This window comes from Vibrio agarilyticus (assembly GCF_012641465.1).
Taxonomy (GTDB): Bacteria; Pseudomonadota; Gammaproteobacteria; order Enterobacterales; family Vibrionaceae; genus Vibrio; species Vibrio agarilyticus.
Map to the genome: position 1 here is coordinate 1 of NZ_JABAIK010000026.1, position 25,921 is coordinate 25,921.

Genomic DNA, 25,921 nt, shown 5'->3' on the forward strand with positions numbered 1-25,921 from the left:
GCGTAGTGGCGAGTTGGAGTGTCGTACTCTACGTGTGAAGTAGAGATAGTGATACCACGCTCACGCTCTTCAGGAGCGTTATCGATAGATGCGAAGTCACGAGCTGCACCGCCGTATACTTTAGCCAAAGTAGTACAGATAGCTGCTGTTAGAGTAGTTTTACCGTGGTCAACGTGGCCAATTGTACCAACGTTTACGTGCGGTTTTACACGTTCAAATTTTTCTTTAGACACGTTCGTGTTCCTTCCTAGTTATGATTCACCGCGTACAGTATTGAACGCGGCGCGCCAGAAACTGACATTCTATGCGCCAACGAAAGCCAGCGCAATATTTCGGCGTATTGATCCTGAAAAAATCATCGATTTTTTCACCACAATCGCTTCGATTAAAAACCGCGCTCTGCGATGATCGCATCAGCCACGTTTTTAGGGACTTCTGCGTACTCGCTAAACTCCATAGAGTAAGAGGCACGCCCTTGCGTGGCGGAGCGCAGATCGGTCGCATAACCAAACATTTGAGAAAGAGGCACTTGGGCACGAATAATTTTCAGACCCGCTACACCTTCATCCATACCTTCGATCATGCCGCGGCGACGGTTTAAATCGCCAACCACATCACCCATCCAATCTTCCGGTGTGGTGACTTCAACTTTCATCATAGGTTCAAGAATGACAGGGCTAGCTTCAAGGCACCCCTTCTTGAACGCCATCGAGCCGGCGATCTTAAACGCCATCTCGCTGGAGTCTACATCATGGTATGAACCGTCAAACAGGGTCGCTTTAATATCCAACACAGGATAACCTGCTAACACACCACTGTTCATCTGCTCTTCGATACCTTTCGCTACCGAACCGATGTATTCTTTTGGTACTGTACCGCCAACGATTTCATCAACGAAAACGAAACCCTGGCCAAGCTCAGCTGGCTCCAGTTTGATCCACACATGGCCATATTGACCACGCCCGCCAGATTGGCGCACAAACTTGCCTTCGACTTCCGCGTTACCACGAATGGTTTCACGATAAGCCACTTGAGGTTTACCAACGTTACAGTCAACGCTGAATTCGCGCTTCATACGATCGACGATAATATCTAGGTGAAGTTCACCCATACCCGAAATCAAAGTTTGACCGGTTTCGTCGTCTGTTTCCACGCGGAAAGACGGATCTTCTGCTGCCAGTTTACCCAGCGCAATGCCCATTTTTTCTTGATCTGCTTTCGAGCGAGGCTCGACCGCAATTTGAATCACAGGCTCAGGGAATTCCATACGCTCTAGAATCACTTTGTGGTTCTGATCGCACAGAGTATCGCCGGTGGTGACGTCTTTTAAGCCGATTGCAGCGGCAATATCACCCGCGCGAACTTCTTTGATCTCTTCACGCTTGTTTGCATGCATCTGAACGATTCGACCAAAGCGTTCTTTTTTCTCTTTCACTGAGTTGTAAACAGCGTCACCAGAATTCACGACGCCAGAGTAGACGCGCATGAACGTCAGTGAGCCAACAAACGGGTCAGTGGCAATTTTAAACGCCAAAGCAGAAAACGGTTCGTTGTCATCAGCATGACGCTCAACTTCGTTTTCTTGCTCATCAGTGCCTTTGATGGCCGGCACATCCGCTGGCGATGGCAAGTACTCAACCACGGCGTCTAGTACGGCTTGAACACCTTTGTTCTTAAACGCCGAACCACACGTTGCGAGCACAATTTCATTGTTGATGGTGCGAGTACGAAGAGCTTGTTTGATTTCTTCTTCTGACAATTCACCTTCTTCAAGGTATTTGTCCATTAGCTCTTCTGACGCTTCCGCAGCCGCTTCAACAAGATTGTTACGCCACTCATCAGCAAGGTCTTGCATGTCAGCTGGAATGTCTTCGTACGTGAACGACATGCCTTGATCGGCTTCATTCCAGTTGATCATTTTCATCTTGATAAGGTCGATGACACCTTGGAACTCTTCTTCCGCACCCACATTCAGTTGGATAGGAACAGGGTTCGCACCAAGACGATTTTTAATTTGGTCCACAACGCGTAAAAAGTCTGCGCCCGCACGGTCCATCTTATTGACGAATACCATACGAGGAACACCGTATTTATCAGCTTGACGCCATACAGTTTCAGACTGAGGTTCAACACCTGATGATCCACAGAAGACAACCACGGCACCGTCAAGTACACGAAGTGAGCGCTCTACTTCGATCGTAAAGTCAACGTGTCCTGGGGTATCGATGATGTTGATGCGATGATCTTGGAATTGTGCTTCCATACCACGCCAGAAGGTCGTCGTCGCAGCCGAGGTGATAGTGATACCACGCTCCTGCTCTTGCTCCATCCAGTCCATGGTGGCGGCACCATCGTGAACTTCGCCAATTTTGTGAGATAGGCCAGTGTAGAACAGAATACGCTCAGTTGTGGTTGTTTTACCTGCATCTACGTGAGCACAAATACCGATATTGCGGTACAGCTCAATAGGAGTTTTACGAGCCACGATTGTATCCTCTTACTAAGGGAATCCTTAGAGTATAGAAAAGTGCTGCGAGGAAACCTCGCAGCACAAAAGGTATTACCAGCGGTAATGAGCAAACGCTTTGTTTGCTTCTGCCATACGGTGAACGTCTTCACGTTTCTTAACAGCAGTACCTTTGTTTTCTGACGCGTCTAGCATTTCAGCAGCTAGGCGAGCAGCCATAGATTTTTCACCACGCTTGCGCGCAGCTTCAACCAACCAACGCATAGCAAGTGCGTTACGGCGAACCGGACGAACTTCTACAGGTACTTGGTAAGTTGAACCACCAACACGGCGAGATTTAACTTCGACCGCAGGGCGTACGTTTTCAAGAGCTTCTTCAAATACAGCTAAGTGATCTTTACCAGATTTCTCAGCCATAGTGTCTAGTGCAGTGTAGATGATCTTTTCTGCAATAGATTTTTTACCGTCAACCATTAGGATGTTAACGAATTTTGCCAGCAATTCAGATTTGAATTTTGGATCTGGAAGGATCTTACGCTGACCAATGACGCGACGACGTGGCATGGAATATTCTCCGTTGTCTTATTCTTCAGGTTATCCAAAACTTTTCAGTTTCTTCAAAAATTAAATTTTAATTTAAGTGTTTGGCCTTACTTAACGCTTCTTTTTAACGAGAAGGGCATTAAGACTTAGGACGTTTCACACCGTACTTAGAACGACCTTGTTTACGGTCATTTACGCCAGCACAGTCAAGTGCACCGCGAACAGTGTGGTAACGCACACCTGGAAGGTCTTTAACACGACCACCACGGATAAGTACTACCGAGTGCTCTTGTAGGTTGTGGCCTTCACCACCGATGTACGAAGTTACTTCGAAGCCGTTTGTTAGACGAACACGACAAACTTTACGAAGTGCTGAGTTTGGTTTTTTAGGTGTAGTAGTGTAAACACGAGTACATACACCACGTTTTTGTGGGCACGCTTCTAGTGCAGGCACGTTGCTTTTTACAACTTGCTTTGCACGAGGCTTACGTACCAACTGGTTAATAGTTGCCATTAACTAGCTCCTGATTTACTTGAAAGTAAGCTTGTGAAAAATCTATCCCCAACCACCGATGGCAGTTAGGGACGCAAAATTCTATGCAGCAGTGAGAGGTGTGTCAAGAAATATACAGATCTTTTTTCCGCCAGCGCACGCTAACTCAAGGTTCGCGTTGGCGGCATTAAAAGAAAACATCAAAGAAGGATTAAGCCCAGGTCGCGTTTTGTGAATGGGTTTCGGTCAATGCAACAAAGCCTGAAAAATCAACTTGCTGAATTTTGTTGCTAATCAACGTCATTATGCCACGCGCGGTGACATCTTCGCTCAATGCATACAGCGAGCATGACGGCAACATAGCGTGCGCGTAGTGACTAGGATTGGCAAGGTACACTGCCGCTTCAACCAACAGTACGACATCGCTTGAATGTATCAGTGGGCGCGCCGCTCGAAGGCCGCGTTCTGATTGAATGATATGAAGCACCACCACTCTCCGCTTAAAAAGTTAATACTTTACTGGCTCGGCCAAAGGCCACTTGCAGCGCTTCATCATCAAGTAGACTGGCATCGCAAACCAAATCCGCTTGCGCCACACCAAGCTCATCTAAGCTACGGCGCGCCACATAAACACATTCGATATCGTATAACTCAAACAGCTTAAACATTGGCGCATAGTCTTTGCTTAAAATCCCTTGAGGTTGCTGCCCTTTAAGCAATTGCAATACGCCATCACCGATAAAAATGACTTGAATATCTTCGCTGTAAGCCGAAGCAGCCAATACTGCATCTACCCCTTCGCGGCCGGCGGCGCTGTCATGAGGGCTTGACGTAAACACAAACGTTACACTCAAAACTGCACCACTCTGTCTTGTGTCAATAAGGCTTCCGCCAAAGCGCCAAGTCCCGCCTGAGTGAAGTCATCAGCCAAATTAGTCCCATCCAGCTGATGTAACTGCGCTTCTGCCTTTCCGACAACGCCGCGACGCAGCGATGCGGCGACGCAGGTTTCAAGGCGAACATCATGATCATGCGCCAAGGTTTGCCATGCAGCGACCAAATCAAACTCATCATTTGCAGGCACCGTCAAACTGTTACCGTTGGTCACGCCATCTTGATAAAAAAAGACGCTCACTAACGTATGGCCGCGTTCAATCAACGCGTTAGCAAAACAATACGCATTGCGCGCTGATTGTGAACCATAAACGCCCCCATTCACCACTAGGGAATAGCGCAAGCTCACTTTTCGTCATCCTCGGTTTTACGTTGACGTATATAAAGGTAAACCGTGTGCTTTGAGATATTGAGCCTATCTGCGACTCGGTTAATCGCGTCTTTAATATCAAAGATCCCTTTATCAAACAGTTCCATCACGATTTGGCGATTTTTAGTATTGTTTGATACCGATTTATCGGCATTAATCTCTTCAATGGTGCGCTCTACCGTTTGGTCTACCAGCTCTTCCACATCACTGGCAAAGTTCACCGATGACGCAGCCTGCTTGGCTTCTTCGTTGGGAAGAAATGACTGCAATACTTGCGAGAATGGCGCGTCAAGATTGACGTTGACGCACAAAAGACCAATCACGCGATTATCACCATTGCGAATCGCAACCGTGATTGACTTCATCAGCACGCCGCCTTTTGCACGCGTGAAATACGAACGAGAAAAGTTGCGCTCGGAGCCTTCAATGTCTCGCAACATTTTTAGCGCCAAATCCGTGATAGGCGAACCGACTTGGCGACCGGTGTTTTCACCGTTGGCAATTTTAATTGCCGACGTATTCAGATCTTCAAGCGAGTGCAATACGATCTCACAAAATGGCCCAATCAAACTGGCAATGCCATCGACCACAGCCTCGTAGGATTTCAAAATGATCTTGTCGTACTCGGTAAATGGCATCACATGGACAGATTCCATCTCAAGTAACATATCGACATTGACAGTATCAGTGGTTGTCACGTTGGGACCTTACAGCTAGCTCAAAAAATTGGGGTAAGTTTATCAGAAAATTTTAAAGAAGCCGCCTCTCGAATTAACAACAAGTGACCAAGAACAAAAAAAGACCCGTAAAACGGGTCTTTATCTTCCTTTATAACCAGATTAATTGACGTTTCAGCTTCACATAGGAAGGGAATACGTCACATCTCGCTTATTGTGCCGCAGGCTCGTCTTCAATACCGATCAGCTCAACTTCAAACACAAGTGTTGAATTAGCTGGAATGGTTGGTGTGTCTTGCTCGCCGTATGCAAGCTCTGGCGGGATCACAAACTTGAATTTTGAACCGACAGGCATCAATTGGACGCCTTCAGTCCAACCGGAAATCACGCGATTTAGCGGGAACACTGCAGGTTCACCACGATCGTAAGAGCTGTCAAATTGAGTGCCGTCAGTCAATGTGCCTTTGTAATGAACTTTGACTGTGTCAGTGTCTTTTGGTGTCGTGCCTTCGGCTGGTGTAATGACTTGATACATCAAACCACTTTCCGTTGTTGTCACACCGTCTTGCTTGGCAAAATCGGCACGGAAGTCATCACCGACTTTCTTAGCCGCTTGTGCTTTTTCTGCCGCTTGCTTTTGCATATTTTCCGCAACACGCTGATCCAGTGCTTGAAGCACTTCACGAGTTTGCTCTTCGGTCATCTCGGCTTTGCCAGCAAAAACATCTTCGATACCTTTAAGTACCATGGTTTTATCAAGCGTAATGCCAATTTCGCTTGGTTTATCCAAGCTGGCACTCAAATAATTGGCGAACGACACACCAATTGCGTAAGCTGCTTCTGCATTTTCATTTTCAAATACAACGGTTTGACCTGCATCCTCAACCACTTCTGCCACTTGCGGTGCTGGCTCAGTTTTCGCTTCTTCTTGTTGGCACCCCACAGCAAACATCACGGTTGCGGCAAGAAGCGATACTTTAAACATAGATTTCATTGATTTCTCCAAATTTTGGTCAAACTTTCGACGTTTGCTAGTGATGCCCAATATCCTCGCGGCAATCGACCAACAAACTCGAGTCACGGTGCACAAAATAGCACTGCGATTGAGCGAAGAGTGGTGTTATACCAATATACTAGCGATAAGTCTTAGGGGACAAACCGGAATATTAGATGTAATGCAAAGAATTTATCATTCCCTACTCTTCATTGTTGTTGCAACCTCGCTAACTGGCTGCTTTTTTTTCCAAAAACGAGAGGTCGCGCGCTGGGAAATTGCCCCACAAGGCTCGACAAGCTTCGCGCTCAGCCGTGATGGACGCTTTGGATTACTCTACGCCACCCCACAGGCATTGCTGCTTTGGGATTTAGTCGCGAATCAGCCACTTGCAAAACTCGGCCCGCAAGATAGTCAGCATAGTGTCGTATCCCATATTCAGTTTTCCGATAATGGGCGCTATGCCGTCACCGCGAGTCAAAACAATTTTGCGGTTTGGGATCTTGCCTTCACTCAAGCGAAAGGGCTCTGGTCGATTGCCGATGGCGTTATTCGCGATATTGATATTGCCAGTGACGGACAACAGATCCTGCTTGGCCTCTCTAATGGCAAAGCCATCTTTGTCAACTTAGTCACCGGAGTGCGTATGGAGTTCCTTGCGCATGCAGAAAAAGTCAATTCTGTTGCGCTTTCAGCCAATGGACGATACGCGCTCACAGGGGGCAACGATCACTTTGCTTATTTATGGGATACCAAAACAGGGCAAATTTTAAAACGATTTGAGCATAATCAACGCGTTGTTCGTGTTGCGTTACAACGCGATGGTACGATGGCTTTTACTGCCGATGGTGGCAATACCGCAACGCTTTGGCCATTAGAAGCCTCACAGGAAACTCAGGAATTAAAGAGTTGGTCACGCCAGCTCATTTTTTCCAGCGCACGCTTTTCAGATGACGGTTCCCTTCTTGTGACTGGCAGTCCTTCTGGAGAGGTTGTCGTATGGCAAACTGCCTCCGGTGAACAAATGGAACGCTTTTCTGTCGAGCCATTAAAAGATGCTCGCCCCGCGCGCGCGGTAGTGTATGATGCCGCCTTTGATTCCCAACACCGCGTCATTTCCGCCAGCTCTGCTGGCATTGCACAAGCGTGGCCATTAGAGAAAGACTATGACTGATCGACAAACTGAGCAGATGGAAGCACGCCTTAACGATTTAGAGTGTCAGGTTGCTTTTCAAGAACAAACCATAGAAGCCTTAAATGATGCATTGGCGCAGCAGCAATTGTTAATCGCAAAGATGCAAGATCAAATGAAGTTTGTGGTAGGCAAAATGAAAAATATCGACCATTCCAATATGGCCGATCCGGCGAAAGAGCCACCGCCGCCGCACTATTGATCGGAAAATAGTTCTGTAATCAGATATGACACCAAATAAAAAAACGCAGGCAAAACCTGCGTTTTTTATTTGAGATATTAGTGAGCGTGAGAACCACAACCACCGCCACCACAGCACTGGTGATCATCGGCTTTTTTCTCACCACCACAGCAGCCACCCTCATGATCGTGATCATGGTCGTGACCGCCACAGCAACCGCCGCCTTGATGAATATGACCGTGCGCGATTTCGTCTTCTGTTGCATGGCGAATCGCCACAACCTCAACCGCAAACTTCAATGTTTGGCCTGCTAGCATGTGATTGCCGTCGACCACAACTTCATCGCCATCCACTTCAGTTACTTCAACAGGAATTGGACCTTGGTCGGTGTCGGCAAGAAAACGCATGCCCACTTCAATTTGGTCAACACCTTGAAATACATCGGCAGGAACGCGCTGTACTAGAGCGTCGTCATGCTCACCATAAGCTTCTTCTGGGCCCACAGTAATTTCAAATTTGTCACCAACAGCTTTGCCGTCGAGTGCATTTTCTAAACCAGGGATAAGATTATCGTGACCGTGCAGGTAATCAAGAGGGGCTTCAACCGTTGATTCATCTACGACAACGCCTTCTTCAAGCATAACTTTATAAGCCAGGCTTACTACGACGTCTTTTTCAATTTTCATAATCACTCCAAAGAGATTGACGAGATGAAAAGCCTCATCTCAATTTCGATGACGGAACACGCTTAGCGTCATGGTCTGCTTTAAACACTCAAATGCCACAACAAATCAGAGACCACTAAGTGAATGTGGCTATATTATGGGGATCAATTGTCGAAACACAATCAATCAGGTCGAAAAATTCCAATCATGGTTTGCTCTTGGTGTCCGCTTTTTTCCACAGATTGGGGTAAACGCTGTTGTACAAAGTCACATTCAACACACTCAACCCATTCAATATTCGACGCAATCCACCAGCGCAACACATCTTGCTGCTGACAAGACGGGCAGCGTGCCTCGGCAATAAAACGTTTTTTTATACTGACCATATTAAGACTCCCAGAAACTGCGTGATTGACGGTCGTTTTCCATTTCTCGGTCAAAGATTTCCTCAAGCTCTTTACGCGCTTCTTTGGCGCGTTGAGCCAGTTGTTTATCTTTACTGTGCTGCGGTAACAGCTCTTTGAGCATCGCATTGTCAATTTTACGAAAATGCGCTTCCGCGCGTTTGGCTTGATACGGATGCATACCTAACGTCACAAGCGTCTGACGCCCCAGATCAAGCGCAGATAAAAACGTTTCACGCGCGTAGCAATCAACGCCGAGATTCATTAATTGATACGCTTCTACGCGGCTGCGCGCTCGTGCGAGCACTTTTAAATGCGGGAAATGCTGGCGACACAGCTGCGTTATCGCCAACACCTCGTCTGGCGAGTCAGTACAGATCACCAACGCTTGCGCGCGATGCGCGCCCGCCGCACGCAGTAGATCCAATTTGGTCGCATCACCATAAAAAACTTTATAGCCGTATTTACGCAGCAACTGAATTTGACTCGCATCGCTCTCCAAAATGGTCAGCTTAAACTTATTGGCATAAAGCAGCCGCCCAACCACCTGACCAAAACGGCCAAATCCGGCAATAATCACTTGTGGCGCGCGATCGACAACCGGTGTTTCCGGCTCAGACGATGCGGTGTTTAATGTGTGGGCATACCAGCGTTTTTGCACCATCAGCAACAGTGGCGTTGTCACCATAGACACACTCACTACCACCAAAAGAAACGCCACTTGCTCTTGGGTTAACAACCCTTGACTGCGAGCTGCGGTAAAAATAACAAAGGCAAATTCGCCCCCTTGGCTTAAAATCACCGCCATCTGGCTGCGTGTTTTCGCTCGCAAGCGGCCAAAACGGCCTAAGGCGTATATCACGAAAGCTTTAATCGCAACCAGGGCGACCACCGAAGACAAAATCGCAAGTGGCGCAACGGTTAATAACGCCAAATCGACGGCCATACCAACCGCAATAAAAAACAGCCCCAATAGCAACCCTTTAAACGGCTCTATCGCAATCTCCAGCTCATGACGGTACTCACTTTCAGCTAATAGGACGCCAGCTAAAAACGTTCCGAGCGCCATCGACAGCCCGAGGTATTGCATCACGGTCGCAACACCAAGCACCACCAAAAGCGCCGTTGCGGTAAACAGCTCTCGCACTCCACTGCTCACCACGTAACGAAACAGTGGCCGTAATAAAAAATGGCCGCCAACCATCAATAGCAATACCACTCCCAGCGCGATCAGCGCCTCACGCAAGTCAAACTGGCTGAAATCACCAGTCAGCAAAGGCAACATGGCGAGCATGGGGATCACTGCGATATCTTGAAACAGCAAAATGGCAAACCCGGACTGCCCCGACTCTTTTCCTGCCAAACCTTGCTCTTCAATGACCTTTAGCGCAATCGCCGTAGACGACAGCGCCAACCCCATACCTATCACCAACGCACTCGCTACACTCGATAAAAACGTGTAAGCAATGGCGGCGAGTATCAACGTCGTCACGACCACCTGACCGCCACCCAGTCCTAAAATAGGGCCACGCAGTTGCCACAGCTTTTTCGGATTCAGTTCAAGACCAATCAAAAACAGCAATAAGACCACGCCCAGCTCCGAAAAATGCAAGATCGCATCCACATCACTAATCAGACTGAGTCCCCAAGGCCCAATAACCACACCGGCAAGCAAATAACCGAGCACCGAGCCTAAGCCAAGCCGCTGCGCCAACGGCACTGCGATCACCGCCGCAGTCAAAAAAATGCCACTGCTTTGCAAAAAATCATCCGTGAGCGCCATCAAGCCCTCCTAGTGGGTTCAGTAGCCATTGATAATATCGCTCAGCATGATGAAGCCGCTCGGCATTAGACACATTACGTGCCCAATAGAGCACCAAAGGGTCGACCCAGCGCATCTGACACAATAGTGCGGTTAGCTCAAATGGCTGCAAAATTTGCTCAAGCGGATACTTATTGTACCCCTCTTGACTAAACGCTTCGGCTTTCCCTCCAGTGGTGATCACACTGCGCCAGGTTTTGCCCACTAATGCGCCCCCTTCACCAAAGGCATACCCTTTGCCTAGAACGCGATCCAACCACTCTTTAAGTAACGCAGGGCAGGAATACATGAACAGAGGATGATGAAATACAATCACTTGATGTTGATTGAGCAACTGCTGCTCGTATGGCACATCAATCATAAAATCAGGATAAGCGGCGTAAAGATCATGAACGGTCACGTGCTTAAGTGCTTCGATACGCTTTATCATCAATTGATTGGCGACGGAATGCTGCGGCTCAGGATGCGCATACAGCACCAGAACTTGGGGAAGGGAAGAAGATTGCGTCGACACTGAAGCTTCGCCATAACTCATCAATACTCTGGCTCCTTGTTCGATAACACGCCGATTTTCCGTTAACAGGCCAACTCAGGTCATGTTAACGTTCTGTTACTCATCATACCGAAATTTGCATAATGATCGACTTTTATCCACTTAGCCCCTACTATTCGAGCCAAACTTTGACGGCCATAGACTTTTGCGCGCAGGCGTACTTTCACGCCTCGCGGATCAAAATCAAAGCTTGCGCCCTAGACGATATAGACACGCACGTATGATCATTTTTTCAGAAATCCAGTTGCTTCGCGGTGGTGCACCACTGCTTGATAAAGCCTCAGCGACCATCCACCCAGGCGACAAAGTCGGTCTTGTGGGGAAAAACGGCTGTGGAAAATCAACCTTGTTTGCTCTTATTAAGGATGAACTTTCCATAGACGCAGGCGCGTTTAGCTGCCCACAACATTGGGAAATGGCTTGGGTCGCTCAAGAGACGCCCGCTTTAGAGCGACACGCGCTGGAATACGTGATTGATGGTGACCGTGAATATCGTCAGCTCGAAGCGCAATTACGCGAAGCTGAGCTGGCAGACAACGGTACTTTGGTCGCCGAAATTCACGGAAAAATCGAAACCATCGGTGGCTACAGTATTCGCGCTCGCGCAGCCGAGCTGCTTGACGGTTTGGGGTTCAGCCAGGCGCAAATGAGTTGGAATTTGACACAGTTTTCTGGGGGTTGGCGCATGCGCTTGAACTTAGCCCAAGCGCTGATCTGTCGCTCCGATTTGCTGCTGCTCGATGAGCCGACCAACCACCTAGATTTGGATGCCGTGATGTGGCTTGAACGCTGGCTACAGAACTACCCTGGCACCCTGCTGCTAATTTCGCACGACCGCGATTTTCTCGATCCGATTGTTGGGCGTATCGTTCACATTGAGAACCAAACACTGAACGAATACACGGGGAATTACTCGTCATTTGAAACGCAACGCGCGCAAAAATTGTTGCTCCAGCAAGCGATGTTTGAAAAGCAGCGCAAACAGATGGCGCACATGCAAAGTTATATCGATCGCTTTCGTTATAAAGCGTCAAAGGCGCGCCAAGCACAAAGCCGTATCAAAGCACTTGAGCGTATGGAGCAAGTGTTACCGGCGCAGTTTGATAACCCTTTCAGCTTTGAATTTCGTGAACCTACGGCACTGCCAAATCCCATCATGATGATGGATGACGTTTCGGCCGGTTATGGTGACAATCTGATCTTAGAAAAAATTCGACTCAACTTGGTTCCCGGCAGCCGCATTGGCTTACTTGGCCGCAATGGCGCCGGTAAATCAACGCTGATCAAACTGCTCTCCGGTGAGCTCAAACCGCAAGGCGGCATGCTGACATTTTCTCAAGGGGTCAAAATTGGTTACTTTGCTCAGCATCAACTTGAAACGCTGCACCCTGAAGAGACGCCACTGCAACATATGATGCAAATTGCGCCAGAGAAAAACGAGCTCGAGCTTCGCAACTATCTTGGCAGTTTTGGCTTTCAAGGCGATAAAGCATTAGAAAAAGTTGCGCCTTTTTCGGGCGGTGAAAAAGCGCGTTTGGTGCTTGCGCTGATTGTGTGGCAAAAACCCAACTTACTGCTACTGGATGAACCAACCAACCACCTTGATTTGGACATGCGTCAAGCCCTCACTATGGCGCTGCAAACCTTTGAAGGCGCGATGGTTATCGTATCGCATGACCGCTATCTTCTGCGTGCAACAACCGACGATCTTTACTTAGTGCACGACCGTCAAGTTGCCCCCTTTGATGGTGATCTTAACGACTACTATAAGTGGCTGACGGATCAGCAAAAAGCCGATCGCAAAGAGGCGCAAGCGCAACAACCAGCCAAAGAGAGCGGCAACAGCGCTGCAGCGAAAAAAGATCAAAAACGTCGTGAAGCCGAATTTCGCCAATTGACCGCGCCAGTGCGAAAACGCATTGCCAAGCTTGAGTCGCAAATGGAGACACTCACCCAAACGCTCAGTGACGCAGAAATGCAACTCAGCGACAATCAGCTGTATGAAATGGAAAACAAGGCTAAACTAAATCAGGTGTTAAGCACTCAAGCGCAATGCAAATCCGAACTTGAAGAAGTTGAAGTCGAGTGGATGGCAGAGCAAGAAGTGCTCGAACAGATGGAGTTGGAGTTTCAAGCCTAATGAATGACGCACGCACCCAGTTAACCTTTGAGCATCTTTGGCAATTTAGCCTGCGCTACTATGCCATGCCAGACGTAAAACAGGCGTGTCTTTCTTTGCAAAATCGCCATCAAGGCAACGTTAACTTTTTACTCCTAATCAAATGGCTTGATGAGCAGCACTTTGGCGTTGATGAAGAAGGGTACCAAGCCTTGCAGCAGGCACTGTCTCGCTGTGAGCCCCTGCTTGAGCCTTACCGGGATTTAAGACGACAGCTAAAGCGCCATCTACCTGAGACATTGTATCGGCAGACGCTTGAGTTTGAATTGCAATTAGAAAAAATGCAGCAGACGGACTTAATCATCGCCCTACAGCAACAAGCGTTAACGATGGCACAGGATGTGCCGCTGACAACTCGCTACTGCATCGAACTTGGAGCGCCTCATTTGGCGGTGATTTTCGCCGCTTCAATGGGTCACGCTTCGCCTTCGTGTTAGACAATGGCCCTAGACCAGATCAAACATTCAAAAGATGATTTGGTTAGGAAAAGATGTATACCCAAACAACTTGAAGTAGGACGGGTATAAACAAGGACTCAATAATGCCTCATTTCACCGCTGCGCGGGGTATTCATCATGCTCACGTTCAAACCTTGTTGCCACGACTGTTGCGCCGTAAGCCACTATTTTCCCCTTACTGGCAAACCTTAGACACACCCGACGGCGATTTTGTCGATTTAGCGTGGAGTGCCAACCCGAACGATACCAAACAGCATAACAAGCCCATTTTTATTTTATTCCATGGCCTTGAGGGCAGTTTCTACAGTCCTTACGCCAATGGTCTAATGCACGCTTTTGCGCAAAAAGGTTGGCTTGCCGTCATGATGCATTTTCGCGGTTGCAGTGGTAAACCCAATCGACAAGCCCGCGCCTACCATTCCGGCGAAACTGAGGACCCACGTTGGTTTTTGAGCCAATTACAACAGCAATTTCCACATCAATGTAAGGTTGCCGTAGGGATCTCATTGGGTGGCAATATGTTAGTAAACTATCTCGCTCAATACCGAGATGATCCCTGGCTGAATGCCGCTACCATTGTCTCCGCGCCGCTCGATTTGGCCGCTTGCGCCGATCGCATTGAACAAGGCTTTTCACGCATCTATCGAGAATATCTGCTAAGTTCACTCAAACACAATGCGCGCAAAAAACACGCCTTGTTATCCTCGATACTTGACCTTGATGAACGACAAATCTCGGGCATCACACGATTGCGCGACTTTGATGATATGATCACCGCGCCACTTCATGGTTTTGCTCACGCGCAAGACTATTACCAGCAATGCTCTGGTCTTAACAAACTGCCGCAGATTCAAGTACCGTTACAAGTCATTCACGCCAAAGATGACCCTTTTATGACCGATGCGGTGATCCCTCGCTTTGTCCTGCCGAATAATATTGACTATCGTCTGTTTGAAAATGGTGGCCACGTCGGATTTTTATCCGGCCATATACTCAAGCCGCGCTTTTGGTTGGAAGACGCGCTTCCCGCTTACTACGAAAGTTGGCCTGCGCTTGGCAGTAAGTAAACCGCTGCAACTTTAGGTAAGACGAGGATCGGTATATAATTACCCGTGTTTATCCCCATATACCCAAGTGACTTCAGGATGCAGGGTATATATGATCATAAAAGAGGCTGTAATGATCATTCCTTGGCAACAGATCCAACCCGATACGCTAACCAACTTAATCCGCGAGTTTGTCCTTCGAGAAGGTACTGACTACGGCGATGTTGAAACATCGCTTGAGCAAAAAATCGAGCAAGTACGTCAACAATTGCGCCTTGAAGAAGCGGTTATTGTCTACTCTGAGCTGCATGAGAGTGTCGATATTCAGCTCAAAAAACAGATGCGGTGATAATTCACCGACGCAAAGCAGCAAACGTCTTTCGCCTTCTCATTTCACACACAAGATGCATCAAGTTGCATTTTAGAATGCTAATCACCGCACGACGTCACCGCGTGAGTTGTGATAAACTTGCGCTCTTTGTTTCACATTTGATCAAGGATTGATATGTCGGCGAAACATCCCATCATTGCCGTCACTGGCTCTTCTGGCGCTGGTACCACGACAACCTCAGAAGCTTTTCGCAAAATGTTCAACATGATGAACGTTAAGCCTGCATGGGTCGAAGGGGACAGTTTTCACCGATTTACGCGACCCGAGATGGATATTGAGATCCGTAAAGCGCGTGAGCAAGGCAAGCACATCAGCTACTTCGGCCCACAGGCGAATGATTTTCCCGCGTTGGAGAGCTTTTTTCGTCAATACGGTATCGAAGGCAGCGGAAAAATTCGCCGCTATCTACACACTTTTGATGAAGCGGTGCCTTATAATCAAATGCCAGGCACGTTTACCCCTTGGCAGCAACTGCCAGAAAACAGTAATGTTCTATTTTATGAAGGGTTACATGGCGGTGTGGTTGATGGCGATATCAACGTCGCGCAACACGTGGATTTTCTCATCGGTATGGTGCCTATCGTTAACTTAGAGTGGATTCAAAAATTTGTTCGTGACACCCGCGACAGAGGCCATTCTCGAGAAGCGGTTATGGACTCGATTGTGCGCTCTATGGACGATTATCTCAATTACATTACCCCGCAGTTCTCACGCACACACATCAACTTTCAACGTGTCCCAACCGTTGATACCTCAAACCCGCTCAATGCCAAAGGCATTCCTAGCCTCGATGAAAGCTTTGTCGTGATTCGACTACGCGGGATCAAAAATGTCGATTACCCTTATCTATTAGCCATGATTGATGGCTCTTTTATGTCGCGCCACAACACCATTGTTGTGCCTGGCGGCAAGATGAGCTTTGCGATGGAATTAATTGTTAGGCCGATTTTGCAACAGTTGATCGAAACTGGAAAAATAGGCTAAAACGGGGGGAATAATGCACCTCCTTTTCAGTCCGTGATCATGTGCACACTTTTGCTTAAAAAAACGGCGCTTCGCCCCGACTAAAATCAAGAAATCGTGCGCGAAACAAGATACTATTTCATACCGAAACACAAGATGGCTTGCAGCATCGATAAAGTGCTCTTATTCTAGAAGCCTTCAATTGAGTCGGCGCTAGTATATGGAAAGCCGCAAGCGTACCCTGCAGAGGAAGTGAGATATTATGGTTCTAGGTAAACCTCAAACCGACCCAACATTAGAGTGGTTCCTTTCACACTGTCATATTCATAAGTACCCATCGAAAAGCACCTTGATCCACGCCGGTGAGAAAGCAGAAACGCTTTACTACATCGTCAAAGGTTCAGTGGCAGTACTTATCAAAGACGAAGAAGGCAAAGAGATGATCCTCTCTTACCTTAACCAAGGTGACTTTATTGGTGAGCTTGGCCTTTTTGAAGAAGACCAAGAGCGTACCGCTTGGGTTCGTGCGAAATCACCTTGTGAAGTCGCTGAGATCTCTTTCAAGAAATTCCGTCAGCTTATCCAAGTAAATCCTGATATTCTGATGCGCCTTTCTGCGCAAATGGCACGCCGCCTGCAAGTAACCAGCCAAAAAGTAGGTGATCTTGCGTTCTTAGACGTGACTGGCCGCATTGCGCAAACGTTATTGAATCTTGCAAAACAGCCTGATGCGATGACTCACCCTGATGGCATGCAGATCAAAATCACACGCCAAGAGATCGGTCAAATTGTTGGCTGTTCTCGCGAAACCGTTGGCCGCATTCTCAAAATGTTGGAAGAGCAGAACCTTATTTCTGCGCACGGTAAAACCATTGTGGTTTACGGCACGCGTTAATCGCCCATTTTAAAAACAGTTTGTTATGATTAAGCCACTTACATCGTAAGTGGCTTTTTAGTTTGTGGTGAAGTGCTATCAAAAATCGCATTGGCTGAGTCGGGAATGAAACCTTGAAATCGAACCCCATCAATCTCATAGCGGCAGGCGAACTCATAAAATCCCCCTGGGATCACTGCCGTACCATCGTCAAAATCAACGGTGACACTGTCTGCCATCGTGGCAGATTGCTCTAATCCAAGCGTAGGCGACCCTTTTATTGCGCCACCCACTCGATTCAAATTAAACCCTGCATCAACTAAAATTTGATTCACTTTCGTCAACGTCCAAGCGTCATTTGCACATGACGCTAAATCGTCGACACTTACGGTAAAATGATTGGCTCCAAAGCCGTGCGCTGCAACCCAAGCCGCGTAATCACTCTCTTGCGCTAAAGCATAATACTGCGCTTGAGTTAAAGGCCATGGCCGCCCAGAGTACAAAAACGCGGGGTCGGCAAAACGCTTAACCTCACACGCTGCCAATAAGTGTTCGACTTGCCGTTGAAGCTTTGAACTGCACAGCTCTACTCGTAATTCGCTGATAAATAATTTAGGCCACGAAGGATCAGGATGCTGGTAGTACTTTGCGCGCAATTTTTTCTCGACAAATTGATACTCCTCTTTGGCCTCATATCCGAGCGCCATAAATGGCGCCGCGACCACATCAAGCGCCAGCGGTGGCAGATTAAAGGTTCGCAACGCGATATGATCATTTACTATGGCGCCGCCATGGGCTAGCAATGCATGAACTTGTCTCGCCGATGGGCACAGGCGCGCCACATAGTCTTGCCAAAGCCGTTCAAATAGCCGCGTAAGATCGTCTTGAGTTTGTGTAGCTTGGTACAACATTGTTGATTCCTTTTGTTTATGCTCGCGTCACCACACAACACCAGGTATTGGCACGGCTGGCATGGTGACACAATCGGCCTCAAGCGAAGCAACAGGGTAAGCGCAGTAATCTGCCGCGTAATAAGCACTCGGGCGCAAATTACCCGAAGCACCAATCCCACCAAAAGGGGACTCACTGCTCGCGCCCGTCAAGGCTTGATTGCGGTTAACAATTCCGGCTCGACTGTTTTCCAAAAAATAGTCCCACTCCGGCTGCGCTTGCGAAATCAGCCCAGCGGAGAGCCCAAAGCGCGTTGCATTGGCTTGCGTCACCGCTTGTGCCAAATCGTGATAACGAAACACTTGCAGCAGCGGGCCAAACACTTCCTCATCAAAGAAGGTATCTGCATCACTCATCTCGATAATGCTCGGGGTTAACATGGCTTGGCCACACAATCGTGCCGTCAATAAAGCGCGCCCACCAGCAGCAATCCTTTGTGATTGGGCTGTTAACACACGTTGGGCTGCCTGCGGCGAAATCAGCGCGCCATAAAACGGTTCTGGGAGGGAAAACGGAGTATCAATGACTAAACGCTGCGCGACCTCAATGAGACGCTCAAGTATCGCATCCCCTGAGGAGCCGTTTGGTAAATATAAGCGACGCGCGCACGTGCAACGCTGACCGCCGCTTAAAAAGGCCGATTGAAGGATCGTATTAACCGCAGCATCAAGATCGCCATAATCTTCGCTACAAATCAGCGGATTATTGCCCCCCATTTCCAATGCGAGGAGCTTACCTGTCTGCGCGGCATAGTGCTGATGCAATGCCGCTCCGGTCAACGAGCTTCCGGTAAAAAGCAGACCATCAAGTTGTGAATGCGCCATTAGCGCCTGTCCAACCGACGCATCACCTTGGACTAAGTTCAGTACGCCAGCAGGCAATCCCGCTTGGTGCCACAACCTTACCATCTGTTCACCGCACCACGGCGTCTGTTCTGACGGCTTAAAAACCACGGTATTGCCCGCCAAAAGCGCTGGGATAATGTGCCCATTAGGCAAATGGCCGGGGAAGTTATACGGCCCCAACACCGCTAAAACGCCATGTGGGCGATGGCGCAACACTCGCCTTGCCACACCTTGCGCATGATCCTGAAATCCGGTTCGCTCATGATAGGCCCGTATTGATATCGCAACTTTGCCCAACATTGCCGTCACTTCCGTGCGTGACTCCCACAATGGTTTCCCGGTCTCTTGCGCTATGATGTTGGCAAACGGTTCACGCTCTGCCTCAAGCAGTTGAGCAAATTGTTCGACTATCGCACAGCGCTGCTCAAACGATGTTTGACGCCATTGGCTAAAGCGATCTCGCGCGCAATTAACCGCCGCATCCACCTGATTATCAGTGGCGATAAAACCTTGCCATAGTGTTTGGCCATCATAAGGTGCGGTGGACTCAAACGATGCCCCCCCCTGATTAAGCCATTGACCATCAATGCACTGAGTCATTCCTTCCTCCTAAATTTAAATGGGCGATGGCTGGCGCAATAACCTGACTGTGGCTCCAGATTCAACCTCAAGCGCTTGTGCAACGTCGGGAGTAAGCCGTATCTGTTGCTGCTTTGGCTCCCACTGCGCACTAGCAATAGTCGCGCGGAATCGATTCAGCGCGCCTTGGGTAGGAACGCCATCGTCAAAAACGTTGTTGGCAATAAGATAAGGCTCACCTGCACTCACCGGCCCAATTCTCACCTGAGCTAACGCGGAATGGCGCACCGCTTCAATATGGCGCAAATCGCACTCCATCGTTGGACCTGCATCAAAAATGTCGACGTAGCCTCGATTGGAAAAGCCTTCTTGCTCAAGCAGAGCCAATGCCGGCTTGGTGTCATCATGCACTTGCCCAATCACAGCTTGCGCTTGTGGACTGAGCAAATTGATATAGATAGGTAATTTCGGCATAAGATCAGCAATAAATCCCTTTTTGCCAATGCCAGTAAGATAATCCGCAAGCGTAAAATCGATTGAAAAAAAATGCGCCTGCAACCACTGCCAAAACGGCGAATCTCCGGCATCGGTGGAAACGCCACGCATCTCAGCAAAAATGGTTTCGGAAAAACGTTGTGGGTGATCAGCCATTAACAGAAAACGACACTTGGAGAGCAGGCGTCCATTCAGCCCATGCCGATACGCTGGTCGTAGAAATAGGGTGCAAATCTCTGAGCACCCTGTGTAATTATTGCCAAGCGTCAGTACTCGTACCACATTGCGCACGCCAAGGCGCTCTGAGCTGTGGACTAACTTGCTAATTTGGTAGGAATAAAACGGCACGTCCCAGCCAATTGCGGCTTCAATGCCGGTCGTGCCCGCGATCTGTTGAGTTTCACTGTCTACTGCCACCATAAGGTAGCTTTCGTCACTGGGTGCGATGACATTGGGTTTAGCAAAACTGTATTCGGAACGTTCGATACGCTGCTTGAGCAACGCATCATTAACCGGCAGTGAGGTGAAGCCATGACCAGACTCCACCGCACAGACTCGCAACGCATCAAAGTCTGCCATTGCTATCGGTCGCACAATTAACATCGCACTCCCCCTTTTGATGTGAGTGCAAGGATCATTCACATTACGAGTGCGCTGTGAGCCGAAAAGCGAGCTACCAGAGCTGCCAATTAACCGGTTACAAAAGTGATAAGCTTACCGATATAAACTCGCAATGGCGCGCTCTAGGCAAGCCAATCCTTGAACGATCTCTTGCTCTGATATCACCAACGAAGGCGTAAACCGCACCACGTTAGCTCCTGCGACTAACACGAGTAAGCCCTCATTACCTGCGGCGACAAGAATATCTCGCGCGCGACCTTGCCACGCGTCGTTTAAGACCGCGCCTAGCAATAAGCCTTGCCCACGGATCTCGCTAAAAATAGGGTAACGCTGATTTATCGCGAGCAAACCTTCACGAAATTGTGCTTCGCGCTGTTTGACGCCCGCTAAGGTGTCAGGTTTGGCAATTTCGTTGACGACCGCCAATGCCACAGCACACGCCAAAGGGTTGCCGCCATAAGTGGAGCCGTGGGTACCAACTTTCATAAACTGAGCCAACGGATCTGTGGTGAGCATTGCTCCAATCGGAAAGCCGCCGCCTAATGATTTCGCCGTGGTCAGAATATCTGGCACAACAGGTAAATTTTGATAGGCGTAAAACGCACCCGTTCGACCATTACCAGTTTGGACTTCATCAAAAATCAACAAAGCATCAAACTCATCACACAAATCGCGCACAGCCTGAATAAAGGCTTCTGTCGGTGGCACAACCCCACCCTCGCCTTGCAAAGGTTCAATCATCACAGCGCAAGTACGTGGTGATATTTGAGCACGTAAAGCCTCAATGTCGTTGTATGGTAGATGAGTAATATCGCCCGGCTTAGGGCCAAAACCGTCAGAATAGGCCGCCTGTCCGCCGACAGTCACGGTGAAAAAGGTGCGACCATGAAAACCTTGGTCAAAGGCGATGATTTCCGATTTCTGCGCGCCAAATCGCTCCGCAGCAACACGGCGGGCAAGCTTCAATGCCGCCTCATTCGCTTCCGCACCGGAGTTGGCGAAAAAGACTTTGTCGGCGAAGCTCAACTGCGTCAGTCTCTTGGCTAGGCGCAGTGCCGGTTCGTTGGTCATCACGTTACTCAGATGCCAAAGCTGATTAGCCTGCTCGGTTAAGGCATTGACCATCACAGGATGGCAATGACCCAAGCAGCTCACCGCAATTCCACCCGCAAAATCAATGTATTCGTTGCCGGCTTGATCCCACACTGTCGACCCTACGCCCCGCACTGGGATCATCTCCATCGGGCTATAGCAAGGCACCATCACATTTTCAAACCAATCGCGCTCGACCTGTTCCACTGTCATATCCATTCCTCTCGATATTGCAGTCGCTATGTTCCCAAGTAGCGTCAAGTTACATGATTCAACAAGAGTGACTTGGGCATGAACGCATAGCCTGTGGCTTCCTTTAAGAATAGGAAGATTTTGTTTGGCTATCGAGCGACTATTGCAATTTATTCCACTTATTTTCAAAGATTAATAGTGATTTAATTCAAACTGAAATTCAGATTAAATATAAAGTCAATATTATTGGATATTTATGCAACAAATGGCGGCGATTTTAAAGTGATTTTTGAACAATTATGAAAAAAACGGCTCTGTAAACTCTCAAAGCCACGCTACGTTATCCCCAAACAACTTGAACTTGCAGGTCGGCGGCAAACGAACAAAGTCTATGAGCACTTCGTGAAGATAGATAAGCTATATGATGAGTGACAAAAACACGGTGATGTTAAACAGAACGAGTCAGAAAATTCGCCAACAGCTGGTGTCCCTGTTCAGTTTTTATCGACTCAGGATGAAACTGAACCGCCTCAATAGGCAAGGTTTTGTGTTGATACCCCATGATTTCATCCATGGTGCCATCGGCATGCTCCGTCCATGAGGTGATATCAAAAACACTGGGCAAGCTTTTCGCTTCAACCACCAATGAGTGGTAACGGGTCACCGTCAGTGGGTTATTCAATCCACTAAATACACTGGTGTTGGTGTGGCGAATCAACGAGGTTTTTCCGTGCATGACTTGGCGAGCGCGAATGACTTTGCCACCAAACGCTTGAGCAATGGCTTGATGACCAAGACACACGCCGAGTATGGGCAATTTACCGGCAAAATACGCAATCGCCTCAAGGGAAATGCCCGCCTCATTCGGCGTACATGGCCCAGGCGAAATCACTAAATGCGAAGGATTCAATGCCTCAATGCCCGCGATATCTATCTCATCATTGCGCACAACTTTTACCTCAGCCCCCAATTGGCAAAAATATTGGTAGAGGTTGTAGGTAAAAGAGTCATAGTTATCAATGATTAACAGCATACGGCAAAATTACTCAAAAAATCACAAAGAAGAGGTCGCAAAGCACTTGATGATAAACGCGCCGTCAAGAGAGCGTCAACCTAAGGCTGAGTAATGAAAAACTCGCCGAAGCGAGCTTTTCTATCGATACCACTTGACGTTGCCAAGATCTACGGGCGAGCCACAAAACCGACCGCTTGATACACCTTGGCTAGGGTTTGCGCTGCGCGAGCTGATGCTTTTTCTGCGCCCGCTTTCATGACCTCGTCCATGTAAGCGCGATCGGCACGAATGCGATGATATTGCGCTTGAATAGGCTCTAGCATCGCAACTAACGCTTCACCGACATCCTTTTTAAACGGGCCGTACATTTCAACGCCTTGGTACTTGGCTTCAATCTCAGCAAAGCTCATACCGGTTGCGGCGGAATACAATCCCATTAAATTGGCAATACCCGCTTTGTTGGTCACATCGTGAGCAATGCGTGGTGGCGTTTCGGTGTCAGTTTGCGCTTTATTGATCTTCTTAATGATGGACTTAGGATCTTCGAGCAAGGTGATCACATTCTTACGATTGTCATCCGATTTAGACATTTTTTTCGTCGCATCTTGCAAGCTCATCACTCGAGCATTCACCGTCGGAATGTACGGTTCAGGAATGGTGAAAATCGGGTTTTCTGGTGCGTAGATATTGTTAAAACGGGTCGCAATATCACGAGCCAGCTCCAGATGCTGCTTTTGATCGCTGCCGACGGGCACTTGATGGGCGCCATAAAGCAAAATATCTGCCGCCATCAGCACCGGGTAACCAAATAGCCCGACATTGACATCGTTCGCGTAACGCGCAGATTTGTCTTTAAATTGAGTCATACGACTCAATTCACCCATTTGGGTATAACAGTTAAGAAGCCAACTGAGCTGCGCGTGCTCAGGCACGTGCGACTGAACGAATAACGTGCTCTTGCTCGGGTCAACACCAACGGCCAGACAAATTGCCAATGCATCAAGGGTGGCTTCGTGCAGTGCTTTAGGATCTTGACGCACTGTGATCGCGTGAAGATCCACGACACAATATTGGCAATCATAGTCATCTTGCATTTGTTGCCACTGACGCAACGCACCCAAGTAGTTACCGATACTCAGTTCACCTGACGGTTGAACACCACTCAAGACGATGGGCTTGCTCATGAAAATGATTCCTTTGACTTCTTAGAAAAAGCGCAGCAAATGATGGCCACGCGAAAAAGATTGCTTAAGCAGTGTACTCATTGATAAGTATTTTGCTAGCGATTTTCGATGAGCGATCACAAGAAGGTTGAATTCTCTGTCTCGCCGAGTGCCAACACTGTCAAAAGGTCCGCAATATCGTCAGCCACCACATCCGGAGACGCATTGGCAATAGGCTCTCCGTGGTTGTAGCCGTAAGTCAGTCCAAAGGCAGCGCAGCGCGCGTTTCTTGCAGCAAGAATGTCACTTTTTGAGTCCCCTACCATCAGTAACTGCGAAGGTTGCAATTGATGTTTTTCCATTAACCAGTTAAGCGCCACAGGGCTTGGTTTACGTTCAGAGAACGCATCGCCGCCGAGCACATCGGTGAAAAATGGGGTCAATTGGTGCTGCTGTAAAATCTCTGGAACAAAGTGTGACGGCTTATTAGTGACCACGGCCATTTGATACTCGGCTTGGGCCAAACGGGTAAGCGTTTGAAACACATTAGGATAAAGATGACTACGCCGATGCTCACTTTGTGCATAAAAATGGTCGAAATGCTCGCGCGCGCTATGCAGCAACGCTGGGCTCAATTGACTATCAACGATAATATTTTGACTCAGCGCGCGACCAATCAAAATATCAGCGCCATTACCAACGTAATCACGCACCTGTGCTTCGGTGACCCCCGAAAAACCGACTTCACGAACCGCTTTATCCGCCGCCCAAGCAAGATCAGGCACGCTATCTAGAAGCGTGCCATCGAGATCAAATGCAATAAACTTAATTTCTTTAAACACTGAAAATTCCTTGAATCAATCATCTCAGATAATTGGCTGTGGCCCATCCTGAGCCGACTCGCCTGATATTCAGGCAATATGACATAACCAAACGTCGTCTGCACACAAAGCGACCATAAAGGGGCCTTGATAAGGTAAAAATTAAGGGCGCCTACATTAACGCAAGCGCCCTTGTTGTTTGAAATGACGATCTCATTTAAGCAAGGCGCTGGCGCACCGCTTCAAAGAGACAGATGCCCGACGCAACGGACACATTTAAACTCGATACCGAGCCTGCCATTGGGATTTTGATCAAATCATCGCAAGTGTCTCGGGTTAAACGGCGCATGCCATCCCCTTCAGCGCCCATCACGATAGCCAGCGGTCCGGTCAATTTTGCCGCGTAGATATCATGGGTTGCTTCCCCAGCGGTGCCGACAAACCAAATGCCTTGCTCCTGCAGATGACGCATTGTACGAGCTAAATTGGTCACTCGGATCAATGGTACGGTTTCTGCTGCGCCACACGCAACTTTACTCACTGTTGCTGTCATCGGAGCTGAGCGATCTTTTGGTACAATCACCGCAGCTACGCCCGCCGCATCGGCATTGCGAAGACAGGCGCCCAAATTGTGCGGATCGGTGACACCGTCAAGCACCAACAGCAGTGGCGAGACGGTGGCAGCAATAATGTCATCAAGATCGTTTTCATTAAGCACTCGCGCGGGTTTTACGCGTGCGATGATCCCTTGATGATTGGCGCCAGTGGCTTTGTCATCAAGCGTTTTACGCCCCATCTCTTGAATCGATACGCCGCAACGATGCAGCTCAGCCAGAATTGGCATCAATCGATCGTCTTGACGCCCTTTGAGCACGTAAGCTTCAATAAAGCGCTCAGGCTCGCGGCTCAATACCGCTTTGACGGCATGAATGCCGTAAATAAATTCATTACTCATGGAGCCTTGCTCTTTTAATGTCGATG

The 25,921-nt window shown here is 48.4% G+C and carries 29 protein-coding genes; 8 read left to right on the top strand and 21 right to left on the bottom strand.

The features are described from left to right. The 9 genes from HGP28_RS17455 to fkpA form a co-directional block, all read right to left on the bottom strand. Positions 1-233: GTP-binding protein (locus HGP28_RS17455; protein ID WP_343033940.1), on the bottom strand; the 233-nt coding region annotated here is incomplete at its 3' end. A 152-nt stretch (positions 234-385) separates the two neighbouring features. Further along, a complete protein-coding gene (gene fusA / locus HGP28_RS17460) occupies positions 386-2,485 on the bottom strand; it encodes an elongation factor G (protein ID WP_168837745.1) in 2,100 nt (699 codons plus the stop codon). A 75-nt stretch (positions 2,486-2,560) separates the two neighbouring features. Beyond that, a complete protein-coding gene (gene rpsG / locus HGP28_RS17465) occupies positions 2,561-3,031 on the bottom strand; it encodes a 30S ribosomal protein S7 (protein WP_168837746.1) in 471 nt (156 codons plus the stop codon). A 118-nt stretch (positions 3,032-3,149) separates the two neighbouring features. Then, entirely contained in the window at positions 3,150-3,524 is a 375-nt protein-coding gene (gene rpsL / locus HGP28_RS17470) for a 30S ribosomal protein S12 (protein ID WP_004399892.1), read from the bottom strand. Between the two features lie 190 nt (positions 3,525-3,714). After that, the gene (tusB, locus tag HGP28_RS17475; RefSeq protein WP_168837747.1) at positions 3,715-3,990 is read right to left on the bottom strand and encodes a sulfurtransferase complex subunit TusB; all 276 of its coding nucleotides are present in this window, start codon (positions 3,988-3,990) and stop codon (positions 3,715-3,717) included. Between the two features lie 13 nt (positions 3,991-4,003). Then, the gene (gene tusC / locus HGP28_RS17480; protein ID WP_211092053.1) at positions 4,004-4,357 is read right to left on the bottom strand and encodes a sulfurtransferase complex subunit TusC; all 354 of its coding nucleotides are present in this window, start codon (positions 4,355-4,357) and stop codon (positions 4,004-4,006) included. After that, entirely contained in the window at positions 4,354-4,746 is a 393-nt protein-coding gene (tusD, locus tag HGP28_RS17485; RefSeq protein ID WP_168837748.1) for a sulfurtransferase complex subunit TusD, read from the bottom strand. The genes tusC and tusD overlap by 4 nt, the downstream gene beginning before the upstream one ends. Next, positions 4,743-5,465, bottom strand: coding sequence for a PAS domain-containing protein (locus tag HGP28_RS17490; protein ID WP_168837749.1), 723 nt, complete (start codon positions 5,463-5,465; stop codon positions 4,743-4,745). Before HGP28_RS17490 ends, tusD begins: the two co-directional genes overlap by 4 nt. A gap of 190 nt (positions 5,466-5,655) precedes the next feature. Next, on the bottom strand, positions 5,656-6,438 hold the full coding sequence (gene fkpA, locus HGP28_RS17495; protein WP_168837750.1) for an FKBP-type peptidyl-prolyl cis-trans isomerase: 783 nt from the start codon (positions 6,436-6,438) through the stop codon (positions 5,656-5,658). Between the two features lie 181 nt (positions 6,439-6,619). Between fkpA and HGP28_RS17500 the strand changes: the two genes are divergently transcribed. Together HGP28_RS17500 and HGP28_RS17505 are read left to right on the top strand one after the other, a co-directional pair. Next, the gene (locus HGP28_RS17500; RefSeq protein ID WP_168837783.1) at positions 6,620-7,612 is read left to right on the top strand and encodes a WD40 repeat domain-containing protein; all 993 of its coding nucleotides are present in this window, start codon (positions 6,620-6,622) and stop codon (positions 7,610-7,612) included. Continuing rightward, complete coding sequence (locus HGP28_RS17505; RefSeq protein ID WP_168837751.1) at positions 7,605-7,832, top strand: SlyX family protein; 228 nt, start codon at positions 7,605-7,607, stop codon at positions 7,830-7,832. The genes HGP28_RS17500 and HGP28_RS17505 overlap by 8 nt, the downstream gene beginning before the upstream one ends. 77 nt (positions 7,833-7,909) lie before the next feature. Here HGP28_RS17505 and slyD read toward each other — a convergent pair whose 3' ends face one another. From slyD to kefG, 4 genes are all read right to left on the bottom strand, one after another. Next, positions 7,910-8,497: a peptidylprolyl isomerase gene (slyD, locus tag HGP28_RS17510; RefSeq protein WP_168837752.1), complete on the bottom strand. Its 588-nt coding sequence runs from the start codon at positions 8,495-8,497 to the stop codon at positions 7,910-7,912. Between the two features lie 161 nt (positions 8,498-8,658). After that, complete coding sequence (locus HGP28_RS17515; RefSeq protein WP_168837753.1) at positions 8,659-8,862, bottom strand: YheV family putative zinc ribbon protein; 204 nt, start codon at positions 8,860-8,862, stop codon at positions 8,659-8,661. 1 nt (position 8,863) lies between these two features. After that, on the bottom strand, positions 8,864-10,663 hold the full coding sequence (kefB, locus tag HGP28_RS17520) for a glutathione-regulated potassium-efflux system protein KefB (RefSeq protein ID WP_168837754.1): 1,800 nt from the start codon (positions 10,661-10,663) through the stop codon (positions 8,864-8,866). Beyond that, entirely contained in the window at positions 10,647-11,237 is a 591-nt protein-coding gene (gene kefG, locus HGP28_RS17525) for a glutathione-regulated potassium-efflux system ancillary protein KefG (protein WP_168837755.1), read from the bottom strand. Before kefG ends, kefB begins: the two co-directional genes overlap by 17 nt. A 238-nt stretch (positions 11,238-11,475) precedes the next feature. Here kefG and HGP28_RS17530 point away from each other — a divergent pair, with 238 nt between their 5' ends. From HGP28_RS17530 to crp, 6 genes are all read left to right on the top strand, one after another. Beyond that, complete coding sequence (locus tag HGP28_RS17530) at positions 11,476-13,395, top strand: ABC transporter ATP-binding protein (RefSeq protein WP_168837756.1); 1,920 nt, start codon at positions 11,476-11,478, stop codon at positions 13,393-13,395. After that, a complete protein-coding gene (locus HGP28_RS17535) occupies positions 13,395-13,871 on the top strand; it encodes a TIGR02444 family protein (protein ID WP_168837757.1) in 477 nt (158 codons plus the stop codon). The genes HGP28_RS17530 and HGP28_RS17535 overlap by 1 nt, the downstream gene beginning before the upstream one ends. 104 nt (positions 13,872-13,975) lie before the next feature. After that, the gene (locus tag HGP28_RS17540; RefSeq protein ID WP_168837758.1) at positions 13,976-14,959 is read left to right on the top strand and encodes a hydrolase; all 984 of its coding nucleotides are present in this window, start codon (positions 13,976-13,978) and stop codon (positions 14,957-14,959) included. A 112-nt stretch (positions 14,960-15,071) separates the two neighbouring features. Next, a complete protein-coding gene (locus HGP28_RS17545) occupies positions 15,072-15,287 on the top strand; it encodes a YheU family protein (RefSeq protein ID WP_168837759.1) in 216 nt (71 codons plus the stop codon). Between the two features lie 156 nt (positions 15,288-15,443). Next, on the top strand, positions 15,444-16,313 hold the full coding sequence (locus HGP28_RS17550) for a phosphoribulokinase (protein WP_168837760.1): 870 nt from the start codon (positions 15,444-15,446) through the stop codon (positions 16,311-16,313). A gap of 241 nt (positions 16,314-16,554) precedes the next feature. Next, positions 16,555-17,187 (top strand): cAMP-activated global transcriptional regulator CRP, encoded by a 633-nt coding sequence (crp, locus tag HGP28_RS17555; RefSeq protein ID WP_005381432.1) that lies wholly within the window; start codon positions 16,555-16,557, stop codon positions 17,185-17,187. A gap of 38 nt (positions 17,188-17,225) precedes the next feature. Here crp and HGP28_RS17560 read toward each other — a convergent pair whose 3' ends face one another. From HGP28_RS17560 to rlmB, 8 genes are all read right to left on the bottom strand, one after another. Beyond that, positions 17,226-18,077 (bottom strand): DUF1338 domain-containing protein, encoded by an 852-nt coding sequence (locus tag HGP28_RS17560; RefSeq protein WP_168837761.1) that lies wholly within the window; start codon positions 18,075-18,077, stop codon positions 17,226-17,228. 27 nt (positions 18,078-18,104) lie between these two features. After that, entirely contained in the window at positions 18,105-19,562 is a 1,458-nt protein-coding gene (gene astD / locus HGP28_RS17565) for a succinylglutamate-semialdehyde dehydrogenase (RefSeq protein ID WP_168837762.1), read from the bottom strand. Between the two features lie 15 nt (positions 19,563-19,577). Further along, complete coding sequence (gene astA / locus HGP28_RS17570; RefSeq protein ID WP_168837763.1) at positions 19,578-20,639, bottom strand: arginine N-succinyltransferase; 1,062 nt, start codon at positions 20,637-20,639, stop codon at positions 19,578-19,580. A 111-nt stretch (positions 20,640-20,750) separates the two neighbouring features. Beyond that, positions 20,751-21,962: an aspartate aminotransferase family protein gene (locus HGP28_RS17575; protein WP_168837764.1), complete on the bottom strand. Its 1,212-nt coding sequence runs from the start codon at positions 21,960-21,962 to the stop codon at positions 20,751-20,753. A gap of 427 nt (positions 21,963-22,389) precedes the next feature. Beyond that, the gene (locus tag HGP28_RS17580; RefSeq protein ID WP_168837765.1) at positions 22,390-22,974 is read right to left on the bottom strand and encodes an aminodeoxychorismate/anthranilate synthase component II; all 585 of its coding nucleotides are present in this window, start codon (positions 22,972-22,974) and stop codon (positions 22,390-22,392) included. A 149-nt stretch (positions 22,975-23,123) separates the two neighbouring features. Further along, positions 23,124-24,140: a tryptophan--tRNA ligase gene (gene trpS, locus HGP28_RS17585; RefSeq protein ID WP_168837766.1), complete on the bottom strand. Its 1,017-nt coding sequence runs from the start codon at positions 24,138-24,140 to the stop codon at positions 23,124-23,126. A 116-nt stretch (positions 24,141-24,256) separates the two neighbouring features. Next, a complete protein-coding gene (locus HGP28_RS17590) occupies positions 24,257-24,961 on the bottom strand; it encodes a phosphoglycolate phosphatase (RefSeq protein ID WP_168837767.1) in 705 nt (234 codons plus the stop codon). 196 nt (positions 24,962-25,157) lie between these two features. Beyond that, a complete protein-coding gene (gene rlmB, locus HGP28_RS17595) occupies positions 25,158-25,895 on the bottom strand; it encodes a 23S rRNA (guanosine(2251)-2'-O)-methyltransferase RlmB (protein ID WP_168837768.1) in 738 nt (245 codons plus the stop codon). Between the last annotated feature and the right edge of the window lie 26 nt (positions 25,896-25,921).